At 47.9% G+C, this 23,569-nt stretch carries 15 protein-coding genes; 6 read left to right on the forward strand and 9 right to left on the reverse strand.

Annotated elements, in window-relative coordinates:
- The first annotated feature begins 95 nt into the window (after positions 1-95).
- The 4 genes from ybeY to uvrC are packed head-to-tail and all read left to right on the forward strand — an operon-like array spanning position 96 to position 4,858.
- Positions 96-536 (forward strand): rRNA maturation RNase YbeY, encoded by a 441-nt coding sequence (gene ybeY / locus ADH68_RS05835; protein ID WP_068961629.1) that lies wholly within the window; start codon positions 96-98, stop codon positions 534-536.
- Positions 526-2,403, forward strand: coding sequence for a tRNA uridine-5-carboxymethylaminomethyl(34) synthesis enzyme MnmG (gene mnmG / locus ADH68_RS05840; protein WP_068961628.1), 1,878 nt, complete (start codon positions 526-528; stop codon positions 2,401-2,403). Before ybeY ends, mnmG begins: the two co-directional genes overlap by 11 nt.
- Positions 2,404-2,462: 59 nt before the next feature.
- A complete protein-coding gene (locus tag ADH68_RS05845) occupies positions 2,463-2,981 on the forward strand; it encodes an adenine phosphoribosyltransferase (RefSeq protein WP_068961627.1) in 519 nt (172 codons plus the stop codon).
- Between the two features lie 50 nt (positions 2,982-3,031).
- Positions 3,032-4,858 (forward strand): excinuclease ABC subunit UvrC, encoded by a 1,827-nt coding sequence (uvrC, locus tag ADH68_RS05850; protein WP_068961626.1) that lies wholly within the window; start codon positions 3,032-3,034, stop codon positions 4,856-4,858.
- Positions 4,859-4,964: 106 nt separating this feature from the next.
- Here uvrC and ADH68_RS05855 read toward each other — a convergent pair whose 3' ends face one another.
- The 9 genes from ADH68_RS05855 to mscL all read right to left on the reverse strand — a co-directional run bounded on the left by ADH68_RS05855 (position 4,965) and on the right by mscL (position 15,821).
- Positions 4,965-7,007 carry a GumC family protein gene (locus ADH68_RS05855; RefSeq protein ID WP_068961625.1) on the reverse strand — a complete coding sequence of 681 codons (2,043 nt, stop codon included), beginning with the start codon at positions 7,005-7,007 and terminating at the stop codon, positions 4,965-4,967.
- The gene (locus tag ADH68_RS05860; RefSeq protein WP_068961624.1) at positions 7,007-8,284 is read right to left on the reverse strand and encodes an O-antigen ligase family protein; all 1,278 of its coding nucleotides are present in this window, start codon (positions 8,282-8,284) and stop codon (positions 7,007-7,009) included. Before ADH68_RS05860 ends, ADH68_RS05855 begins: the two co-directional genes overlap by 1 nt.
- 23 nt (positions 8,285-8,307) lie before the next feature.
- A complete protein-coding gene (locus ADH68_RS05865; protein WP_068961623.1) occupies positions 8,308-9,150 on the reverse strand; it encodes a polysaccharide biosynthesis/export family protein in 843 nt (280 codons plus the stop codon).
- 49 nt (positions 9,151-9,199) lie between these two features.
- Entirely contained in the window at positions 9,200-10,654 is a 1,455-nt protein-coding gene (locus tag ADH68_RS05870; protein WP_068961622.1) for a flippase, read from the reverse strand.
- A 72-nt stretch (positions 10,655-10,726) separates the two neighbouring features.
- A complete protein-coding gene (locus tag ADH68_RS05875) occupies positions 10,727-11,722 on the reverse strand; it encodes a glycosyltransferase family protein (protein ID WP_068961621.1) in 996 nt (331 codons plus the stop codon).
- Positions 11,723-11,789: 67 nt separating this feature from the next.
- The gene (wecB, locus tag ADH68_RS05880; RefSeq protein WP_068961620.1) at positions 11,790-12,944 is read right to left on the reverse strand and encodes a non-hydrolyzing UDP-N-acetylglucosamine 2-epimerase; all 1,155 of its coding nucleotides are present in this window, start codon (positions 12,942-12,944) and stop codon (positions 11,790-11,792) included.
- 121 nt (positions 12,945-13,065) lie between these two features.
- Positions 13,066-14,031 carry a glycosyltransferase gene (locus ADH68_RS05885; RefSeq protein ID WP_068961619.1) on the reverse strand — a complete coding sequence of 322 codons (966 nt, stop codon included), beginning with the start codon at positions 14,029-14,031 and terminating at the stop codon, positions 13,066-13,068.
- 102 nt (positions 14,032-14,133) lie between these two features.
- Complete coding sequence (locus ADH68_RS05890) at positions 14,134-15,342, reverse strand: saccharopine dehydrogenase family protein (RefSeq protein WP_068961618.1); 1,209 nt, start codon at positions 15,340-15,342, stop codon at positions 14,134-14,136.
- A 23-nt stretch (positions 15,343-15,365) separates the two neighbouring features.
- Complete coding sequence (gene mscL, locus ADH68_RS05895; RefSeq protein ID WP_068961617.1) at positions 15,366-15,821, reverse strand: large-conductance mechanosensitive channel protein MscL; 456 nt, start codon at positions 15,819-15,821, stop codon at positions 15,366-15,368.
- Between the two features lie 249 nt (positions 15,822-16,070).
- Between mscL and gap the strand changes: the two genes are divergently transcribed.
- Together gap and ADH68_RS05905 are read left to right on the forward strand one after the other, a co-directional pair.
- Positions 16,071-17,081, forward strand: coding sequence for a type I glyceraldehyde-3-phosphate dehydrogenase (gene gap / locus ADH68_RS05900; protein WP_068961616.1), 1,011 nt, complete (start codon positions 16,071-16,073; stop codon positions 17,079-17,081).
- Between the two features lie 379 nt (positions 17,082-17,460).
- Positions 17,461-23,475: a C10 family peptidase gene (locus tag ADH68_RS05905; protein WP_084274127.1), complete on the forward strand. Its 6,015-nt coding sequence runs from the start codon at positions 17,461-17,463 to the stop codon at positions 23,473-23,475.
- Positions 23,476-23,569 lie beyond the last annotated feature (94 nt).

A 23,569-nucleotide genomic window follows, 5' to 3' on the forward strand; every position in this document is an offset into this window, starting at 1 on the left:
GAGTGAGGGATGTGGCGCTCCGACGCCCGGTAATGCTATTGCCAGTGTTGGGGATTTTTCCTATTTTTGCATGCTTACATCATGCTCTTAAAGCAATGGAAAAATTCATATGGACCTCTGAGCAGGTAGCTCTTCCCCAACTTGATTATAGCCTTGTCGAAGGCTGGATTTCTGACGTTGCAGCCTCGCATGACCGCATCCTCGGTCCGCTTGCCTATGTGTTCTGCAATGACGAACGCATACTTGAGGTAAACCGTCAGTTTCTTCAACATGATTACTATACCGACATTATCACATTTGATAATTCGCGCGGGCGTATGGTGAGCGGCGATATGTTTATCTCGCTTGATACTGTCCGGAGCAATGCCGAAGGGCTTGGTGTGGAATACGCTCAGGAACTTATGAGGGTGATAATACATGGTGTACTGCATCTGTGCGGTATCAATGACAAAGGGCCCGGGGAGCGTGAGGTGATGGAGGCGAATGAGAATGCCGCTCTTGATATGTGGCGTAAAATTAAATGCAATGAGATTTGACTATGATGTGATAGTGGTCGGGGCCGGACATGCCGGTTGCGAGGCGGCACATGCTGCGGCTGTGATAGGTGCGCGCACTCTGCTGATCACTATGGATATGAATAAAATTGCCCAGATGAGCTGCAACCCGGCCATTGGAGGTATCGCGAAAGGACAGATTGTACGTGAAATTGATGCGCTTGGCGGTATGACCGGCGTTGTGACCGACCGTACGGCCATACAGTTCCGTATGCTCAACCGTAGCAAAGGGCCTGCAATGTGGAGTCCGCGTGCGCAGAGCGACCGCATGCGCTTTTCTGCGGAATGGCGCAAGATTCTTGAGAATACTGACAATCTGTATATGTGGCAGGACAGTGTCGTTTCGCTCATAATCGAGGATGGGGCTGTAAAGGGTGTGCGTACTGCGCTGGGCGTCGAATTCAGCGCCGGGAGTGTTGTCATCACAGCTGGTACATTCCTTAACGGACTTATGCATGTGGGACGCGCACAGGTGGCCGGAGGACGCATAAGCGAGCCCCTGAGTCATGGTATTACCGAGCAGCTTGTTGAACTCGGATTTCGTGCCGACCGCATGAAGACGGGTACTCCTGTTCGTATCGATGCGCGTTCGGTGCATTTTGAACTGACCGTACCGCAGGGCGGCGACAATGACTTCCATAAGTTCAGCTATCTTCCGGAGGTGAAGCGCGAGTTGCGGCAGCGTGACTGCTACATTACTTATACCAATGCGACCACCCACGATATACTGCGTCGCGGTCTGCCTGACTCTCCGCTTTACAACGGACAGATAAAGAGTATCGGTCCGCGATACTGTCCCAGCATTGAGACTAAGATTGTCACATTTGCCGACAAGACCGAGCATCAGCTCTTTCTTGAACCGGAAGGGGAGGATACTCAGGAATTCTATCTGAATGGGTTCAGTTCGTCTCTTCCGCTCGATATTCAGGTAGAAGCTCTGCATTCTATTCCGGCGCTTGCCGATGTGCAGATATATCGTCCGGGATATGCCATTGAGTATGATTTCTTCGATCCTACGCAGTTGCGCCACACGCTGGAGACAAAGCTCGTGTCGGGCCTGTTCTTTGCAGGACAGGTGAACGGAACTACCGGTTATGAAGAGGCTGCCGGGCAGGGGCTGGTGGCCGGTATAAATGCGGCCAACCGTGTACTTGGACGCGAGCCGTTCACTCTTGCCCGTGATAACGCATATATCGGTGTGCTTATCGATGACCTTGTCACCAAAGGTGTAGATGAGCCGTACCGTATGTTTACGTCACGTGCGGAATATCGTATTCTTCTCCGTCAGGATGATGCCGACATGCGTCTGACTCCCCTTGGATATGCCGTTGGTCTGGCGTCGGAAGAGCGCTATGGCTTGATGATGTCAAAGCGCAGTCAGCGCGATATGCTGATAGATTTCGCGGCATCATATACCGTTCATCCGGCCGACATAAATCCGTACCTTGAGAGCATCGGTTCTTCTCCACTACGGCAGGGTATCCGTTTGCGCGATCTCATCACACGACCCGAACTCAATGTGTATATGCTTGCGAAGGTGCTCGCGCCACTCAGGGATAAAATCGAATCGGTCGATGAATGTCGTCGTGATGAGATAGTGGAGGCTGCGGAGATTCTGATAAAATATCAGGGATATATCGACCGCGAGCGGCTCACCGCCGACAAGATTAGACGTCTGGAGGATCTTCGACTGGGCGACCGGTTTGACTATTCGTCAATCAAGTCGATATCGACGGAAGCGCGTCAGAAACTTGATAAAATACGACCGGAGACTGTGGCCCAGGCTTCGCGCATCCCCGGTATCTCACCGGCCGATATTAATATCCTTTTGTTGATGCTCGGACGATGATTGTTTCACGTGGAACAGATATAAACAAATATAATACACTCTTTTAACTCAAAACACAAATGGAATACGTTCGCCAGAAAATACGTGATGTGTATGAATTCCCGAAGCCCGGAATCATATTTCGTGATCTTACTACAATGTTCAAGGATGCCCGTGCTATGCATATCGTAGGATGGGACCTCGCTCAACTTTATCGAGACAAAGGCGTTACTAAAGTAGTGGGCATTGAGTCGCGCGGCTTTATCGGAGGTGCAATCATGGCATATGAAATCGGCGCGGGTTTTGTCCCTGCCCGTAAGCCCGGCAAACTTCCCGCCGATACTGTGCGCGCCGACTTCGCCAAGGAATACGGTACTGACACTATCGAGATTCACCGCGATGCTATCACGCCGGATGATGTGGTGGTGATTCATGACGACCTTCTGGCTACCGGCGGCACAATGGCTGCTTGCTATGAGCTGGTGAAGTCGATGAATCCGAAGAAGGTCTATATAAACTTCATAGTCGAGCTGAGCGACCTCCACGGACGTGACAACCTCCCAAAGGATGCCGAGGTGACTTCGCTGATAGTGTACTGACACATCTGCGCTGCGGCTCTGCGCGACCGTAGCTTTAATGAAATATAGGTTTGGCAAAGCACAACAAATCTGAAGAACTGAAGGAGAAAATCTCAATCCTTCCCGATACTCCCGGCTGCTATCTGTATTATGATGCAGCCGGGACAGTGATATATGTGGGTAAGGCGAAAAATCTGAAAAGGAGAGTATCGTCATACTTCAACCGCACGCACGATAGTATACGCACCAATATGCTCGTGCGCAATATCGCCGATATGAAGTATATCGTGGTGCCTACCGAAGAGGATGCTCTTAACCTTGAGAATTCACTCATAAAAGAGTATAAGCCGCATTATAATGTACTTCTCAAGGATGACAAATCCTATCCGTGGATTGTGGTGACGAAAGAGCCTTATCCAAGGGTGTTTCTTACAAGGACGCGTCTGAAGGACGGCTCTAAATATTTCGGGCCATATACCAACACGGCAGTTGCCAAGGCTGTGCTCAATCTTATCCGTGAACTGTATCCTGTGCGCACATGCCGACATGCCATCACCCCTGCCTATATTGCAAAGGGAAAGGGTCGGCTGTGTCTGGAGTTTCATCTCAAGAACTGTATGGGATGCTGTACCGGTCGCATCGGAGAAGCTGAATATGGAGAGATGATTGACCATGTAAAGCAGATACTCCGCGGCGATACTCAGGAACTGCTCGATTATCTGCGCGGCGAGATGGAGCGGCTGAGCATGGAACTTCGTTTTGAGGAAGCACAGGTGATAAAGGAGAAGTATATGCTTATCGACCGTTATCAGTCGAAGAGTGTGATTGTAAGCCAGACGCTCGATGATATCGACGTGTTCGGAGTCGACGATGACACTGATCAGGTGTATATAAATTACATGCACGTGCGGCGAGGAGCTATCGTGAGGAGCATAACTCTGGAGTATAAGAGGCGTCTTGACGAGACTGTAGCCCAGTTGCTCGATTATGCGATTGCAGAGGTTGCCGCTCGTTTCGATATAAAGTATGATGAGATTGTAGTGCCGGAAACTCCTGAAACTCCGGTAGCGGGAGCTACATTTACCATACCGAAGCGTGGCGACAAGATGAAGCTGCTTGATGTATCGGCACGCAATGCCCGTCAGAATAAAATTGACGCTTTGAAGATGATGGAGAAGCATGCTCCGGAGAAACGTGTTGAGCGCACTCTTGAGCGCATGAAGATGGATTTCCGTCTGTCGGAACTGCCGAGGCATATAGAGTGTTTTGATAATTCAAATATACAAGGCACGAATCCTGTCGCTTCGTGTGTGGTGTTTCGCAATGCCAAACCGGCCAAGCGCGACTATCGTCATTTCAACATAAAGACCGTTGAGGGACCGGATGATTTCGCATCGATGAAGGAGGTGCTCACGCGCCGTTATACGCGGCTTATGGAGGAGGGCGAGGAGTTGCCTCAGCTTATCGTAGTAGATGGCGGAAAGGGGCAGTTGAGCGCGGCTGTGGAGGCTCTTGACGATATGGGACTGCGTGGCACAATCGCCGTGGTCGGTATCGCCAAAAGGCTTGAAGAGATTTATTTTCCCGGCGACAGTGTGCCGCTATATATTGACAAAAACAGCGAGTCTCTGCGTATAGTACAGCAACTTCGCGACGAAGCTCATAGGTTTGGCATCACCCATCATCGTAACCGTCGCAGCAAAGGTCAGATTATCAGTGAATTAGATGGCATAAAGGGCATAGGTGAAAAGACAAAAGAGGCTCTGCTACAGCGCTTTAAAAGTGTAAAGCGTCTGCGCGAGGCGTCAATCGAGTCTATTTCGGAAACCACAGGCCAGACGCGCGCCCGAATCATATACGAGGCGCTACACTCTGCCTCGCCCGAGCCCGGAGCGTGAGCCTGCGCTTTATGATAATTTTTGTCGAATCAGCTCTTATACACAAAACGCGGCAGCTCCCATACATCGGGAACTGCCGCGTTATTTTGCGCTCTATGGCTTCGGATTATCGTAAGATGGCTGTCACTACCTTGTCGGCATAAATGCCGCGCAGAAGGCTTCTGAGAGCGTTTCTACGCATTGCACCACTTTTGATTATTACGAGGAGTGTTGCGTTGTCGGCGTTGAATGAGTCTACATATGCGCTGATATGGGAACTGTCGGGCATAACGATGAAATTGTATGCTCCGCTCTTGAGCAGCGGCTGGAAGCGTGGCGATAGTATCGCGTCATTGTCTTCGAGGTGGTTTATTAGATTTACCTGGCGGCCGATGTGCTCAAGGCTTTCGGTGAGTTCTCCTACGATTGTGTTGCCATCGCTGTCGGCAAGATTGCATACATATACGGTTGTCTGCTCTGGAGAGGAAAGAATCTGGGTGCGAAGTCCGGTGATTGACGATGCGTCGTCGGATGATACCATGACGGCGCGAGACTCTATGTGCATCGAAGCCAAATCCGAAGTGTCTTCAACACGGTTGCGCCACAGTACAAGGAATATTGCAAGGAATGTGGGGAGTGCGAAGCTCAGGAATATCGCAACCAGAATCAGTATGATGTTCTTTATGTTGCTTACCTTTTCCGGGGTGTGGGGGGGATCGATGACAAATCCGAGAGTAGATGTCGATGAAACCTGAAGTGCGGCGTTCTCGCGTTTCTGGAGCAGGAACATATAGAGCTCATTTTTCATCGTGCGGTCGCGCATAAGATTAATGTATTCGCGCTCATAGGCGGGCATCTTATTGAGGCGCGACTGGGCTGTGCCCATCAGGCCCGACATCGCTTCGAGTTGCATGCGGCTTTCGGCGAGCATACCGTCGACATTTTTGAGAATGGATGTGCGCAGTTCATCAATCTGGTCGTTGAGAGCAACGAGCTGTGGATTCTCTCCCGTGGCCGAGCGCTCAAGATTCTTGCGGGCAAGAAGGAGCTCGTTGTACTTTGCAATCATCGGGTTGCCGAGACTCTCTACAACGGGTATGAGGCTGTTGGCCGACTCCGGATTCTCAAGGGTGGATTTTACTGTACGGTAATATTCCTGCTTGGTGCGTTCGACAGTTATGGCTTCGGTCTTGCCGACGGTGCTTTCGACGAGCATGCTGGCTTGTGCGTCCATGCCGATAAGGTTGTTTTCCGACTTGAATTTCTCAAGTTTTTCTTCCGATTCCGAGAGGTCGCTGAACAGGTCGGCTATGCGGGCGTCGTAGAATTCGAGTTCGCTCATTGCATTCTCCGCACGGCGCTCGATACGTCGGTTGTTGTATTGATTGATGTATTCGGCAAGCACCGTGTTGCAATATGTATCGCTGCCTCCAGAAAGTGTGATTTCGATTGCGTCGGCAAGTTTGTCGACAACGTCGGTGCTGGTATTTTTTTCCAATTTGAGAGCTGCAGTCTTCACGCCTGAGATTACAATGTCAATATCCATCTTCTTGCCGTCGAGTAGCGACATGTCGCCGGCGGTCAGTGTCACGGGACCGTAGGGGGTGTCGAGATTCACAGGTAGAGTGGCATCCTTCACCTCGTCGAAAGTAGTACGCCAGAAGAGGCGTCCCCTCATGGTTTTTGCATTGACATGCTGGTCCGGTGAAATTTCCACACGTATAAGAAATGGGAACGCCAGAGTATCAAGCACCGACTGGGGCATTGTGGCCTTTACCGGTGAATTGGGGAAAAGCAGGTGTTTCTTGAGTCCGTCGCGCTCGATGTATGTCGATGTAAGTCCGAGAGCCTTTACGGTGCGTACAGCTATGTCGTGAGAACGGATAAGGAATATCTCGTTGTCGACCGAAGATGACCCGAAGCCTCCGACCGAGAACATCTTCATCATTCCCATAAGTCCTCCTCCTTTGCTTGCGCCGGAGCCGGTGTCGGATGTGCTCTCCTCTATCAGCACCATGGCTGTTGACTCGCAATGTTTCAATGACCGCACTACATATATTGAGGCCAGTCCGACGATGCAGATGAATGCCAGGATATAAACCCACCGCAGACGTCGCATTTCGCGCCAGTAACGTCTTATGTCAAGGGTGTTGTCAGTAGCTTTTTCCATTATATTTTGATTCTTTTTTTATTGTCGGTTGTGAGAGTCGATGTTACATTTTCTATAGTTGCGTTATCGGAGACAGATTTGGACACTGAACATATCATGCCCAACAACATCATGGCTACTTGTCCGGAGGGCTGTACGAATGATGTTGATGCTACACACTCGATAAGCATTGCCGAGATAATCAGAGCTCCTATTGAGAATTGATTGATGTATAGTATCGGGTTTTTACGAATCATCATTCGTAAAAATCTATATGTATAAACCCAGAATGTGATGAAGAAAATTACTCCTATTATACCGAATTGCGCTAACGTCGGGTAGAATGCGTCACAGATGAAATCGGGCATGTCGGGAGACAGGCCATGTATATTATTGAGGCCATACTCATAATATAGCGACGAGTAGTTTTCGGCAGATGGGAATGAAGCAAAAGATGCCAATCCCGAACCAAATGGGAAATAATCGAATAATATCGTAAATCCATGGAGATACATTACCGGACGGGCGAAACTCTCCATAACATTTGGATCGAATGAATCAGAATTGCCGGTTATGAAGTAGAAACTGATTTTTTTCCAGGATACGGCTATGAACACTATGATAAGAGAAACAATCATAGCCAGATGTTTCATGTTTATCTGTTTTAATATACCGGGTCTGTAAAAAAACATGAAGAATATTCCAAGCACATAATATCCATAGAATTTTGAACGTGTGCACAGCAGCCCCCCAGTCATGATTAAAAGTATAATTATTTTATCGCGGTGGGCGACTTGGCCATTAGACTTTATGCAGCTAAACCAATAGCATAGAGCACATATATAAATAATAAGACCTGCGAATGCCTGATGTTCAAAAATCATGTTGGTGTTGCTTGGTCCAGTCAGCAGTATTCCGGTGGTGATTACAGCCACAAGCAATGCGCATGTTTGCAGAAGGCGCAAATCGACATTGCTCCATTTAGGTGATATTCCAAGGCATACCAAAAACGGCACGTATGGTTTTATCTCAATCAGCGCATCGGTCAGAACATAACGGGCAGTGTTGAAATGCACACCGGTAAGTGAATATATGATATACACAAGCGTTACGCCGAGCAATATCCATAACGGGATATAGCTTCTCCACTTATTATTAAGAATGCTGTCGGCGAGAGCTATGCCAAGCAGGAATACAGTTATACTTTCGTCGACCGGTTTCAAGAACTTATGGCTGACGAGCAGAAGCACAAGTGCTGATAGAAATAGCCATATGCATATCCGGTCGATTCGTATCATTTCTTGATTCGGGATAGTCTACTCTACTTTACAGTGAGTGCAATTACTAATGATGCTATTACAGACGCTGCGCTGACGATTGTTGATATTGTGGAGAGTTTGAAACTATTGTTCTGATTATATTTCGAGTTATCTTGTTTTATTTGGTTGGGTTCAACGTACACAATATCATTCTGTTGTAGATAGTAATATGGAGAGGTAAACAACGAGGTATCATGTAGATTTAATCTAAAATACCCCATAGTTCCATCCGGTTGTTCTCGCATAATTATCACATTGTCGCGCTTGCCGTATTCAGTCATGTCTCCACAAGCCGACAGGGCATCGATTATAGAGAATTTTTCGGTGGTTACGTTGACTGTCTGAGGTTCTTTCACCTCTCCTATTACTTTTACCTTGAAGTTTACCAGATAAACAAATACCAGAGGATTTCGGACAGTATTTTCTATCTGTGATTTCAGGTAATTCTTTAGTTCTTCGATTGTCATACCTTCAACATGTATTTCTCCTAATACAGGGAAGTCTATATCCCCATTTTTGTTGACGGTATATGTGAGATATTTAGGTGTGGTTGACGACGTTGTCATGATACTTCCAATGGAAGCCGATGTTATATCGGGAAGATCTTTTCCTGTAACCGGATTGGCCATTACAGTATTAAACTGAGTGGATGCCGAAGGAACCTCAGAACTTACTATAATCATTAGTTCGTCTTGAGACTTAATTTTAATTTGATAGTCTGCGGTCTGTATTGTCCCGAACTGAGAATCCTTTATGTTTTCAAAATATGCGAGATCCTTTTGCGTGGTACAGGCGCAAAATAAAATAGGGAATGCTAATATGGTAATGATATGACGAAGATACATATACTCGGGTTGATCTTAGAATTTAATATTGTTTATTGTAAACGTCAGTTTAGACAGCTTTATTGTCAATGTGTCTAATTGATGTGAATTTTTTAATCATATTGTTAACATCCGGAGTCTTGATATACTTATATTGAATTATTATGAAATATATTGCTGTAAATAAAGCACCGACAGCAAAATGTATATAGTTATTATTAATCAGATGTCCCATATACCATAGACATATGCCCATAGGAATATATATGATGACCTGTTTAATCAAGTCGTAGATGGGAAACTTTATTGGTAATAAATTTACCACAGTTTTCATGGATAGAATCAAGAGAGTAATCTCCGCTCCAATCCAGACAATGGCAGTGCCTACAGCTCCCAATGATTTTGCGAGAAGAATATTAAGTACAATAGTTATGATTGCCGAGATTGCTGCGTTTCTCATTAATATCTTATCTTTTTTATACGGCATCATTATCTGATCAATCAGTATCTTGTTGTATCCGGTTATAATAAGCAGGGGAAATATGAGGATCATGGGTATTATAGAACCGTTGAATTTAGGTCCACCTATTATAAAGATAATCTGAGGAGCAAGACATATGCCAGAGATTATGATTGGTATGGATAATGCAATAAGGGTATTCGTAGTTCGATGGATGAGGTTGATAAATTCGTCGATGTTTTTCTCTGAAAGAAGAGCCGACATGCGGGGAAGCGCTACACCGGTAAATGCATAGTAGAATGCAATAATCACGGCAAACATCTTTAATGCAGTAGTGTAATATCCTACTTCGGTCTCATTTGTGGCTATTCCCAAAAACATTACGTTGAAAGAGTTGTACATGTTTACACATAATGTGTATGATGTTATATACAAAAACGGTCGGATATGTGATTTCCACGACGAGTTATTAAAGATAAATTTTATTTTCTTACGGCCATATTCCCAGTTTGCTATAGCTCCGGCTACCAGAATTCCCACCAATAATATGTAATATTTCTCATAATCGGAGGGTTGTCGTACCCATACGAATACTCCAATTACGAAGATTAATTTTATTATCAGGGAGCGAATACTTATATACTTGAAATCTTCAAGTCCAAGGAAAAACCATTCGATAAGCAGGAACTTAAAAATTAGTTTTATAACACCGATGAATACCATTTCCGGATATTTTGAGAGTGCCGGGATGAAAATATATGCCGTACCTAAAGCCAGCAATGAAAGTATAGTAAATATCAGGTTTACAATAAACAGTCCGGAAAATGTACTGGAAAGTCTTTCAGGATTATTTTTTGCAGAGGCAATTTCTCGTACCCCAACAAACATCATGCCCATGGTCGACAGCATTATGAAATAATCAATTGTGCTGTCTACAAAATTTACAATCCCTACATTCTCCGGTCCCAATACTCGTGAGATATATGGAAATACGGCAAGTGCCATTAGGTAATTGCTTCCGGTGAGAATAAAATTGTATATGAAATTTGTTTTGAGTGAGGGCATCTATATTGTATAAGGTGTAAATAAACAAGCTCTAAATATTTCAGATTGGTAATATCGGTTATTAAACAAGCTCTAAGGCAGTATTTTTGTCAGTTCATTGATATATTTTTCTCTGTTCCAATAGCTATTGAAGGTATTTGTATGTGCCTTTTTTATTTCTTCCGGGATAATCTGAGTGGATTCAAAGCGCGTAATCTCTCGGATACATTCTTCTCTTGATTTAAAAGAGATGACATATGGGTTTTCTTTTGCTATTTTAGTCCTGTAATCTGATACAACATCAGAGTATACTGGTATTAACCCGCTTGACATATACGAATTTATTTTTGTTGGAGTCGCTACGTCGTTTATTATGCTGGGCTTTCTTACCATCAATCCATATTTGAACTCTGTCATTCTTTTCTGTAGCTCCTTGGGGGTCAGACTATCTACCTCTCCATTTAGATGATGGTATTCAAGTAATTTTCCGGCCTCTTTGGGATAATTTGTGAATATTGCCAGCTCGGCAGATGGTATAATGCTTTTAATCCGGCAAAAAATATCCATCAATCCGTTGATGTCTTCCCATGCGCCAAGGCTGCCTGCATATAGAAAACGGGGCTTTTCATATCGCGAAACAGTGAAGCATTCGCTCATTATGTCCATGTTGAAACATGGCATTATGAAGTAGTTGTGTCCGAAAGTGCAATTGTATGCTGTTGTATAATGGCGCATCATTGCTTCGGATACAAATATCGGCAGGGTTACTTTATTGAGACTTACTTTTTCGGAGAGAGTGTGTATCCATTTTTTAGCTTTTGATTGAAACGTTCCCTTAAATATAAGCTCTACTTCATATGGGGCAACTCCTTGATACCATACAATAGTCGTGCGAGGTTGCCTTATCAATGCAGTCATGTGGTCGATTGCTCGGATTGCCACGATATTGCTGTAGAGAGGGATATCTTTTATTTTTGCTGTATATATTACATTGTCACCCCTGCGTAACAATGCTTGTCTAATAGTATCTACATAGTATTCTGTAGCCGCACTAAGCCCCTCCGGCAGATAAAAATAATAACTTGGCATGTTGGAGTATGGGTTGTATTCAGGTTATGATTTGATAATCGGGATGGATTAAGAGCTTATTTAATAATTAAATATTGCACCGTAATATATTTGCAATACGAGAGCAGGCTTTTCCATCGCCATAAGGATTGACGGCTTTGCTCATTGTTTCGTAATAGTCGGAGTCGTCAAGCAGTTGCGATACTTCATTAAATATAGTATCTGTATCTGTGCCGACCAGTTTCACTGTTCCGGCCTCGACTGCTTCCGGCCGCTCGGTAGTGGTGCGCATTACAAGTACCGGTTTGCCAAGACCTGGAGCTTCTTCCTGTATGCCTCCACTATCAGTCAGTACGATGTCGCATGTATTCATAAGACTAACAAAACAGAGATAGTCTAATGGTTCTATGAAAAATACATTTGTCATTTGAGTCTGGTTCGGTGTGAAAAATATTTCATTAATAGGACGCCTTACATTTGGATTCAGATGCATTGGATAGATAAAATCTACATTAGGATATTTCTGTGCGAGTTTCTTGATTCCATTGCATATCCCGATGAACCCGTTTCCAAAATTTTCACGGCGATGTCCTGTGATAAGCACTTTTTTATTATTGCGCAATGGATTATATCCTTTGGCAATCAGTAGTTCTTCTATATGTTTGGCGATAGTGGAGTTATGTGCGATTTTATCACATACATAATGTATGGCATCAATCACAGTATTGCCTGTTATATAAATTATGTCAGCAGCGATGTTTTCTTTACGTAAATTCTCTTTGCTGAGTGGAGTTGGTGCAAAATGGAGGCTTGCAATTCTTCCGGTAATTTGTCGGTTAAGTTCTTCGGGCCATGGATTCATTAGGTCGCCTGTTCTTAGGCCTGCTTCAATATGCCCTACAGGTATCTGTTGATAAAATGCGGCTAATGCGGCAGCCGTTGATGTTGTGGTGTCTCCATGTACAAGTACTATATCAGGTTTACTTTCAGCAAGCACATCCTTCATTCCCAGTAATACCCTTGATGTGATATCATATAAATCCTGACCGCTTTTCATAATATTTAAATCATAATCAGGGGTTATGTCAAATATTTCAAGCACTTGATCGAGCATCTCTCGGTGCTGACCGGTAACGCAGACTTCTGTAATTAATTCAGAACTATATTTTTTAAGCTCGTTAACAAGGGGAGCCATTTTGATTGCTTCCGGTCGAGTGCCGAATACAAGTAAAATTTTTTTCATTTGATGTGATATGAGGATTATTATTCAATCACCATTTAGATATAAATAATAACGCTTATTCGATGCATAAAGTATATTTAATAGGCAGATATGTGATTCCGGTTGTCGAATAGAATGATTATTATTTCTGCAAGCCACTGATGATATTCGAAAGGTGACCGACAAAAGAGTCGGAGTTGCAATTATTTCTAAGATAGTTGCGCAGACTGTGTCCTGAGGAGGTTTTGCAACTGGTTGACCGACGTATAGTGTCGGCCCATTTTAGAGGGTTCTTACTGGCTACAAGTCTAGCATTGGATATTTTGTCGGTTATATATCCTCGGGTGGTCACTGTGTCGGATGTTACGATTGGTTTGTTCATTGCGGCGGCTTGAAACAGGACTATCAGGCCGGCCGGAGCTTCAGTGTCGAGAGGCAGGCATACGACTTCGGATGAGGCCATATCATGGAGGAATTCATCGACCGGAATGTCATGCCGGCAGGTTACATTTGGCGGGAGTGAGGCGCCGATTGCGTTCCACACCTCCCCCGGCATTATCAGTTTGAATCTCATTTCGGGCATTGCCTTGGCTATATCAGCCATCATCTGCCAGTCACGTCCGTTTTTGCCTCCGCAGAATACGGTGTCGGGCTCCACAGGAGTCGTGGCAGCGATATCGGCAAGGTCATCATATACATACAGGTCGGGGAGGTGATAGTAACTGAAGTCGCGTCGGAATTTGCGGTTAAGCCATTTGCCGTATTCCGGAGAGGTCACTGTCGCATGGAATCTTTTGGAGGAAAGGGCCCGCTTGTAAAGCCACGACGCAACTCTGTTTTTCAGAGTCGGCTTGTCTTTAAGAAGTATATTTATGGCAACGATATTGCGCTTGCGGCATGTGAGTATCGCAATCCACCAGCATATTACTGCCTGTATGTCAAGGTAGCATAGCAATATATCGTCATTAGTTGTAGCGTTTACCGCACGCCATGCGCCTTTTATCCACATCACGACCTTTAGGGATGCAGCGGGGGAATTGATTAGAATGCTCCCCTCCGGGCGCGGATAATATGTTTCGCCGGGCTGGTCGATGAGAAAATATTCCATAGTTGCGGCTATAATTGCTGGTATAAACTGTAAAAAGCCTGCGCCCGGTATATTTGTTGCCGGGCGGCAGGCTCAATGTGTTATCGGGTGGCGGCTCCGGTATCAGCCGATTTTGTCCACTTCGAGGTCGCCGTTGAGCACTTCGTGCCAGGGGAGACCCTGGGCGGCGATTATAGCCAGGAACGGATCGGGGTCAAACTCCTCTACGTTGTGTACGCCGGGCTTCTCCCACTTGCCGGTGAGGAACATCATGGCGCCGGCCATGGCGGGTACGCCGGTGGTGTAGCTGACGGCCTGCATGCCGGTCTCGCGGAAGGCTGCCTCATGGCTACAGTTGTTGTAGATATAATAGGTAAGGGGCTTGCCCTCCTTGTCCTTGCCCGATATGCGGCAGCCGATTGAGGTCTCGCCGTGATAGTTCTCGCCGAGATCCTGCGGATTGGGGAGCACGGCTTTCAGGAACTGCAGGGGTATTATCTTCGTGCCGTTGTATTCCACCTCGTCGATGCGGGCCATGCCGATGTTCTGTATTACGCGCAGGTGGGTCAGGTATTCCTGGCCGAAGGTCATCCAGAAGCGGGCGCGCTTGATGGTGGGGAAGTTAATCACCAGGCTCTCCAGCTCTTCGTGGTAGAGCAGGTAGGAGTCGCGTGCGCCGATGTTGGGGTAGGTGAGGGGTGCGTGGATTTCCAGCGGTTTGGTCACCTTCCACTCCCCGGCCTCGTAGTAGCGGCCGTTCTGAGTGATTTCGCGGATATTGATTTCCGGGTTGAAGTTGGTGGCGAATGCCTTGCCGTGGTCACCGGCATTGCAGTCGACTATGTCGAGATACTCCATCTCCGAGAAGTGGTGTTTGGCTGCATATGCTGTGAACACTCCTGATACACCCGGGTCGAATCCGCAGCCGAGTATGGCGGTCAGACCGGCCTTCTCAAAGCGCTCGCGGTAGGCCCACTGCCATGAATACTCGAAGTGGGCCACATCCTTGGGCTCGTAGTTGGCGGTGTCAAGATAATTGACGCCACACTTCAGACAAGCCTCCATGATGGCGAGATCCTGATAGGGAAGAGCTACGTTGATTACCAGACGGGGCTTGTGGCGCTCGAAAAGAGCCACGATATCGTCTACGTTATCGGCGTCCACACGGTCGGTGGTGATGTTGGGTGCGCCTATCTTTGCGGCCAGGGCGTCACATTTGCTCTTTGTGCGCGAGGCCAGCACGATTTCGGTGAATACGTCGGGGTTCTGTGCGCATTTGTAGGCTACGACAGTACCTACGCCTCCGCAGCCGATGATTATGACTTTTGACATGATTATGTGTTAATGAATTCTGGTTATTTCTTGTCCGACCGGGCCTGGGCCTTGAGCAGGTCGCGTATCTCGGTCAGAAGCTGTTCCTCTTTGGTCGGCTCGGCCGGAGTTGCTGCCGGAGCTTCTTCCTCGGCCTTGACGGTGGCTTTCTTGAGCTTGTTCATCCAGCGGATAGCCACGAATATACAGAAGGCGATGATGAGAAAATCCACAATCGACTGTACGAACACTCCCCAGGTGAGCACAACCTCCGGATTGATTACAGTGCCGTCGGCTGCGGTCTCCGCCGCCTTGAGCAGTATCTTGTGGTCCTTGAAGTTTACTCCGCCGGTGGCTATCCCGACAAGAGGCATGATTATATCGTTGACCAGCGATGTTACGATTTTGCCGAAAGCGCCGCCGATGATTACGCCGACTGCCATGTCGATGACATTGCCTTTCATGGCAAACTCCTTGAATTCGGTAAGAAATTTTCCCATAGGACTTCTAAAATATAAAGTTAGTGCAAAACTACGAAAATTAACGGAATAATGCACCCCGCGGTTCAAAAATCTTGTCACGATTTCCCCGATTGGAGGCATTAAGGAAATTTTTCTTTTATTTTAAAAATATAGATGTGGCGATTGAAAAATATTTATTACTTTTGCGGAGTGAAAGACATACGGCTATCCCGTACCTTTCCGAAAGGCAGAAAAAAATATCATAACCCAATAATTTATTGAATTACTATGACTAAAATCGGTATTAACGGCTTCGGCCGTATCGGACGTTTCGTGTTCCGTGCGTCTACAAAGCGTGACGACATCGAGGTAGTTGCTATCAACGACCTCCTCCCCGTTGACTACATGGCTTACATGCTCAAGTATGACACCATGCACGGCAAGTTCGACGGTACTGTTGACTACGACCTCGAAAAGAGCCTTCTTATCGTAAACGGCAAGGCTATCCGTGTTACCGCCTGCAAGAACCCCGCTGAAATCGCCTGGGGAGCTGTTGAGGCTGAATACGTTGTTGAGTCAACAGGTCTCTTCCTCACAAAGGAAAAGGCTCAGGCCCACATCGAAGCCGGTGCCAAGTATGTAGTTATGTCGGCTCCTTCAAAGGACGATACCCCCATGTTCGTATGCGGTGTAAACCTCGACAAGTATGTTAAGGGCACTCAGTTCGTTTCCAACGCTTCTTGCACAACCAACTGTCTCGCTCCTATCACCAAGGTGCTCCACGACAAGTTCGGCGTTAAGGAAGGCCTCATGACTACCGTTCACTCTACTACCGCTACTCAGAAGACCGTTGACGGTCCCTCTATGAAGGACTGGCGTGGTGGCCGTGCCGCTTCCGGCAACATCATCCCCTCTTCTACAGGTGCTGCCAAGGCTGTAGGTAAAGTAATCCCCGAACTCAACGGCAAGCTCACCGGTATGTCTATGCGTGTCCCCACCCTCGACGTATCTGTTGTTGACCTCACCGTTAACCTCGAAAAGCCCGCTACTTACGACGAAATCTGCGCTGCCATGAAGGAAGCCAGCGAAGGCGAGCTCAAGGGTATCCTCGGCTACACTGAGGACGCAGTCGTTTCAAGCGACTTCCTCGGCGACCCCCGCACTTCTATCTTCGACAAGGCTGCCGGTATCCAGCTCACTCCGACCTTCGTTAAGGTTATCTCCTGGTACGACAACGAGATCGGCTACTCCAACAAGGTGCTCGACCTCATCGCCCACATGAAGAAGGTAAACGGCTAATCAGCCCCATCTAATCATAAAGCATCAGCGCCCGCGGCCATCAGGCCTGCGGGCGCTTTTATTATCTATATGATACGCAGAGGTGGTAGTTGCATGGTAGGTACAGAGGGGTGTCCGTTATGGAATGATGTGATTTAAAGATAGTCATTGTTACAGTGGTGATACACCGGAATGCAACAGATATGACACAGGATTGAAATATATTGCCGGATTTTTTTTATTTAGGATTTATTATGTAACTTTGTGGGCAGAATAAACCAAGGATGTGTAGTTGATTGATTGTCAGAATGTTGATAATGCACACCGAAGTGTCTAAAGATTAATCTCACATATTTTATACATAATAAGTAAACCAATAGCGAAAATTAACAAAAAAGTTATGTTTCAACAGTTCTCTAAAAGGCTGATTTTCACTTTACTTGCCGGAACCGCGGCCTCTATGGCCTATGCAGGTACCGTGTCTGCGGACAATGCCAGGCAGCTCGCTGCCGATTTCTTTGCCGCAAGCGGTCAGGAAAATTTAGCCTCTGAAAGTGCATTAGAGCTTGTGTATACATGCGGCGACGCAGCAAAACCGCTCTACTACGTATTCAACGCACGCCAGGGTCAGGGATTCGTTATCGTCTCGGCCGACGACTGTACTACTCCCGTGCTTGGCTATTCTCTTGAAAACAACTACAATGTCGCCTCCGTGCCCCCCGCTATGAAATGGATGATGGGCGGCCTTGAGAATGAAATCAAGGCGGCATCCAAGCTCCAGAAACCAACCACCCAGGAGGTGCGCCGCAGCGTTATGCGCCGTGCCGCCCGAAGCAATGAGAAAATCCTTCTGAACACACCGGAATGGCGTCAGGAGGCCCCATTCAACAATATGATTCCGGGCCGACCGCTGGTAGGCTGTGTAGGCACAGCTATGGCCACAATCATGAAATATCACAACTATCCCCAGCGCGGTACCGGCAGCTACAACGGTGTCAACTTCGATGTGGCCTACGACTGGGACAACATGCGCATGGACAATTACCGCTATGGTTACTCAGAAACCGAGGCCAACGCCGTGGCTACGCTCGTATACCATGCTGCGGCAAGTATCGGCACTCAGTTCGGTTACTCCGGTTCAAGTGCATATGAGGTAAAGGTGCCTGCCGCCCTTATCAACTATTTCGGCTACGACCCCGGAGTGTCATTCAAGAAACGCTCTGAGGCCGCGACTCAAGCCGAGTTCGACCGTCTCGTCGAAAACGACATAAAGGCCGGTCGCCCCGTGCTCTATTGCGGACAGGATGTGACTGCCGGCCATGCATTCGTGGTCGACGGATATGATCCCCTGACCAGCATGATTCATGTCAACTGGGGATGGGGCGGAGCCGACGGCAACAACAATGGAGGATGGTATGCAAGCACCGCCCTCAATCCTACCGTCAGCCAGCAACACAGCTTCAACAACCTGACTACCATTATATATAATATCAAGCCCGGCAACGGCAACAACAGCTCATGGTCGCCAATTCATATCACTGCCGACGGACGCCAGGTGGGTATGGGTTCCGACCTCAAAGGTGATCTCGCCGTAGGCACTTCCTTTACCGTAAGAGTCGGCAACCTGAAGAATGTCAGCTACAACGACTTCAGCGGAAAGATTGCAGTCGCCCTCTTTGACGCCCAGGGCACATTCAAGTCGCTGCTCAGCGCCATTGATGGATTCTCTCTGTCGGGCATGGCTATTTATCCCTACGGATATGCCGACTTCAAATGCCAGCTTCCCGCAGGAGTGGCTGTTGCCGACGGCGACATGATACGTATGGCCACAAGCGCCGACAACGGCACTACTTGGCTCCCTGTAGCCGGCGAGCTTGTCACCACCAACGAGATTCCCGCCAAAGGCGCCGCTCCACAGTATTTCGCCATCACACGTCCATCGTCGATTACAGGTGCTACATTCACCGGCGAAAATTCGGTAATCCGCGGATGGAACTATCATTTTACCGTAGTGCCCGAATTCCCCGAGCGCGATATGGTGACTGTAAAAGCCAACGGATATGTGGTTTCGCCCGGTGCCAACCACACATACACCATCGGCAATGTGGTTTCCGACCAGGAGATTACAGTCTACGTCCAGAATGCAGCCGATGTAAAAGAGAAGCGTAGCCTCTGGGTTGAGGCCGGTTCGCTTGAATCGCTGCTCCCGGGCGGCGACGCCACTGCGCTGAAAGAACTCACTCTGTTCGGCACGATGGACTCCCGCGACTTTGCCTTCATCAAGGGCAACATGAAGAGCCTTACCCGACTCGACATTTCGTCGGTACGCATCCTTGCCAACGGCTCAGACCCCGCCAATGCAGTGCCCCGCGATGCTTTCCGCAATCTGTGGAAACTCAAGGAGGTTGTGCTCCCCAACAGTGTAAACCGTCTGTGCAACGGCGCATTCCGCTCCTGCGGCATCTCCAAGATGGTAATCCCTGCCGGCGTCAGGACCATTGACTACAATGTATTCAATGCTTCGTCGGGTCTTCTCGATATATGGGTGAGCAATTCGAATCCCGTCTATATCAACTGGTGTGTGCTCCATGCCACTCCTACCAGCCGCATGACTCTCCACTGTCCCAGCGAGGCTGCCGTCAACAACTACAAGGCCAAGGAATACTGGAAGGACATCGCCAATATCGTCGTTGACCCGATCGTGTCTACTTCCGACTGTTCGTTTGCCGTGATGGAAGACGATGACGTAAAATATGTGTGCGACATCAAGCCCGGCTCATACGAGAAAGGCAAGAAGATTGTATTCTCGGCCGAGCATATCGCCGACAACGACAACCGCATGGATGTCTATGCCAACTCTACTCTGCTCAAGCCCGACGCACAGGGCAACTATTCTACCGTGCTCAACGGCAACACCATCATACACTTCGATCTCGTAGAACCCACACCTGTCAGCACCTACGAATCGCCCTGGACCATCACCGACGACGGCGGTACTGTCGGTATGTTTACCGATGCCGTCAATGTGCTCCCCGGCGTGCCCTTCTCTATCCGTATCAACTCGTTCTCAGTTACCGACAATGCATTTTGGGCTGTGGTACTCACTACCGACGATGGTCGCATCAAAGAGTTCATTTCACCCATTGGCAACTGGTCGGCAGGCCCAGGCAAGGGTCTGAAGATGAATGTAAACTGCTGTGTCAACGACGCTACTGTGCGCGAAGGCAATCTCATCCGTCTGGCCACATCCTTCAACAAGAGGACTTGGGCTCTTGTCAACGGCAAGAACGATAATGTAATAGCTTCTCTACCCGCTCTCAACAACCAGACTCCCGTCTACAACTTTACATTTTCTGAGGGACTCGAGTCGAAGGCCAATATGTCGGGGGTCGTGTCGACCGCTGTCCATGGCCGCGACCTCACCTTCAAGATTACACCCAAGCAGGCATCGCATATGATTGATGCTGTTGTCAATGGTGATACCATCATAAAGGCTGGCAAGGCATTTACATATTCGTTCATTGCCAAGCAAGATATTGATTTCGATATAAATATATATCCTCCTGTTACATATACTGAGGCTACAATTGTACTTAAGGATGGCGAACATCTGTATTTATCTGGTGATGAAGGTATCGATAACTGGGGGGTTCTCAACCATCAGATGGCCGAGAAATATAAGAATATCAAGAAACTCAAGATTGTAGGAAAACTTGATTATTATGACTTTAATTTCTTCCGTGAGAATTATTGGATTGCTGCAAACATCCGCTATCTTGACCTCTCTGAGGCTACATTCGTGCGTGACCGCGACAAGGATGCAAAGAATGGTCTTGACAATGTTTTCCCGAGGAATGCTTTTAAAAATGACGCTCTCGGAGGATGCTATATCGAAGAGATTGTACTCCCCTCTTCTCTGACTCAGTTTGACGACCTTTGTTTCAACGGGTGCAGCCGACTCAGAGAAATCAGATTGCCCTCCAATCTTCGCAACTGGACTACAGGTCCCACTCCATATGTAGGAGCGGTGAAAAATCTGACCCGCGGTGGTCTTAATGATGATGTATTCAAAGGCTGTACATCGCTTGAGACTATATATCTGCCTTGCGTCCCCGGAGTGGGCGGTAAGGTTGGCCATTGGTATTATTCTAATTATCATGCACTGAAAACAGGCCTTCCCGACAATACAAAGGTGACTGTAGTGGTTCCAGCCGAGCATCTTACCGCATATAAGACTCCTCGTGTTGATGATGGAGACTTTGAGAATCAATGGTCTAACGGTTGGGAAGCAGGCGGATTCAATCTTGTAGGTGAATATCCCGTGTATGCTCTCGATTTCGATCCCTCGCGGTGCTTTATCGCAGAAGCCGGTGTCGATGTGTCCAAAATCGCATCTTTCCTTAAAGACAATGTCAAGCTCGAGCAGATGGATTGCAAGCTCTATGTAGCGACCGGAAGCAATGAGAGTGCAAATCGTCCTGAAGGTGTTGATGCTTACGATGCATCACGGAAGTACAAGGTTTACGACAACGGCAAGCTGCTCGACGCCGACAAGATCGGTGCCGACGGATCGATAAGCATTACCTATTACAACCCCAACAAGCATGCCGACAAGAGCGGCAACCACGCTGTCGAGGTTGCATACCTCTACGATGTAACATTCAACTGTGCTTCTGCCAACCTCCTGGTTGCCGTCGACAATATCCGTAACAATGAAGAGAGTGCCGGCGATGAGGCTACGGAGTTTGAGACATTCAACTACTACAACGCTCTCGCTCCTGTACTCGAAAACGTAAAAGAGAACAGCTCCGTACGCTTCAAGGTTTCTCTTACCGAGAATAATCCCAAGATTGCTATTTCAGTCAAGAATGGCGAGAATGTGGTTTCTCCCGACGAGGAAGGCTACTATACCGTAGATGTCACTGACAGCAATGTGGCTGTAAGCATCTCGGCAGTGCCTGTCAACGGCGCTACACTTACCTCTGCCGATATCGATGCAATCACTCCTGCCGATGCAGTCGATGTAACCTCTATAGCTCTTGCCGGTGATATCGAGGCCGACAAGGTGAAGGATGTTATCGACCAGCTGCCCTCTATCCAGGAACTTGACCTCTCTGAGCTCACCACCGCTCTCCCCGCCGAGGCTATGGCCGGCAAAGAGACTCTCGTTACGGTATCGCTCCCTGCAGCCGACCATATCGAGGACGGTACATTCAGCGGCTGTACCAACCTTACCGGTGTCGAGGTACCCTCATGCGTTTCATCTATAGGTGCCAATGCATTCAGCGGATGTAGCTCGCTCCAGACAATCAACTTTACCGATGTCAAGTCGATAGGCGCGAATGCCTTCAACGGCTGTACCGGTCTTACAAGCGTGATTTTCACAGCTCCCGGTTCCGAGACTACCGTGGCCCGTGTGCGTAGCGTATCGCGCAGTGCGCGTGCCGAGGGATATTCTGCCGATGCGTTTGCCGGCATCAACCCCAACTGTATCGTATACCTCGATGAGAATGTGGCCGTGCCCGACGCCCCTGCCAACTATGTACGTGTCCGCAAGGATGACACCGTCGAAGGTGGCCGCGTATACGAGGCTCTCGGAAGCATCTCTATCGATCCGATGTACGACTTCCGCGCTCTCAACACATTCAATGTGACCGAGGGTAATACCATCAGCATGGAAATGCCTCTCGATGTATCCTATGGAGCAAGCAACTGGAACTCGTTCGTGATTCCGTTCGTTCCCGCCAAGGTTACCAACGTGGCCGGCGATGAGATTTCCGCCTATACCGGCAGCGACGACGAGGTAGGTGCCAACGGTTCTTATATGGTTGCCTCGCTCTCTGATGAGACAGCCGAAGGACTCAGCCTCATGGCGGGTATTCAGGCCAATGTACCCTACGTGGCCGGTCTGTGTGCCGAAACCGAGCCAGGTGTGGTACGCTTCGAGTCTGGTGCCTGCGAAGTGGCCAATACTCCCGATAATATCAGCGTAAACGGAGCACACTACACTCTGTCGGCTACATTTGCCAAGAGCGAACTCCCCACGGCTACCACCTATATGCTTACCGACGACGGCTCTGCTTTCGCCACCTCGGACGATTATGCAGAGACCGTGACTGCCGCTCCCTTCTCGGTATATGCAGTGGCTCCTTCGGGCGACCGCTTTGACATCAATATCGAGGAAGCTCCGGGCGTTCCTACCGGCATCGACGGCGTGTATGCCGAGAGTGGTCTGCGTATAGCCGCTGAAAATGGCGTCCTCGTCATCTACTCCGACACCGAGGGTCTCAGCATCGACCTGTATAGTGTCAACGGTATGCGCCTCAGAGAGATTCGCCTCTCCGCAGGTCGCAACGAGGTAAGTGGTCTGCTCCAGGGCGTATACGTAATCTCCGGACAGAAGGTTGTGCTGTAACCCCGCAGACGATAAACACACACTTTATATAGCAATAGTATCGAGGCCCCGCCATGAAGCGGGGCCTCGATCTGTTTATGCGCTTATGTTGGGG

The sequence above is a fragment of the Muribaculum intestinale genome (genome assembly GCF_002201515.1).
GTDB classification, from domain to species: domain Bacteria; phylum Bacteroidota; class Bacteroidia; order Bacteroidales; family Muribaculaceae; genus Muribaculum; species Muribaculum intestinale.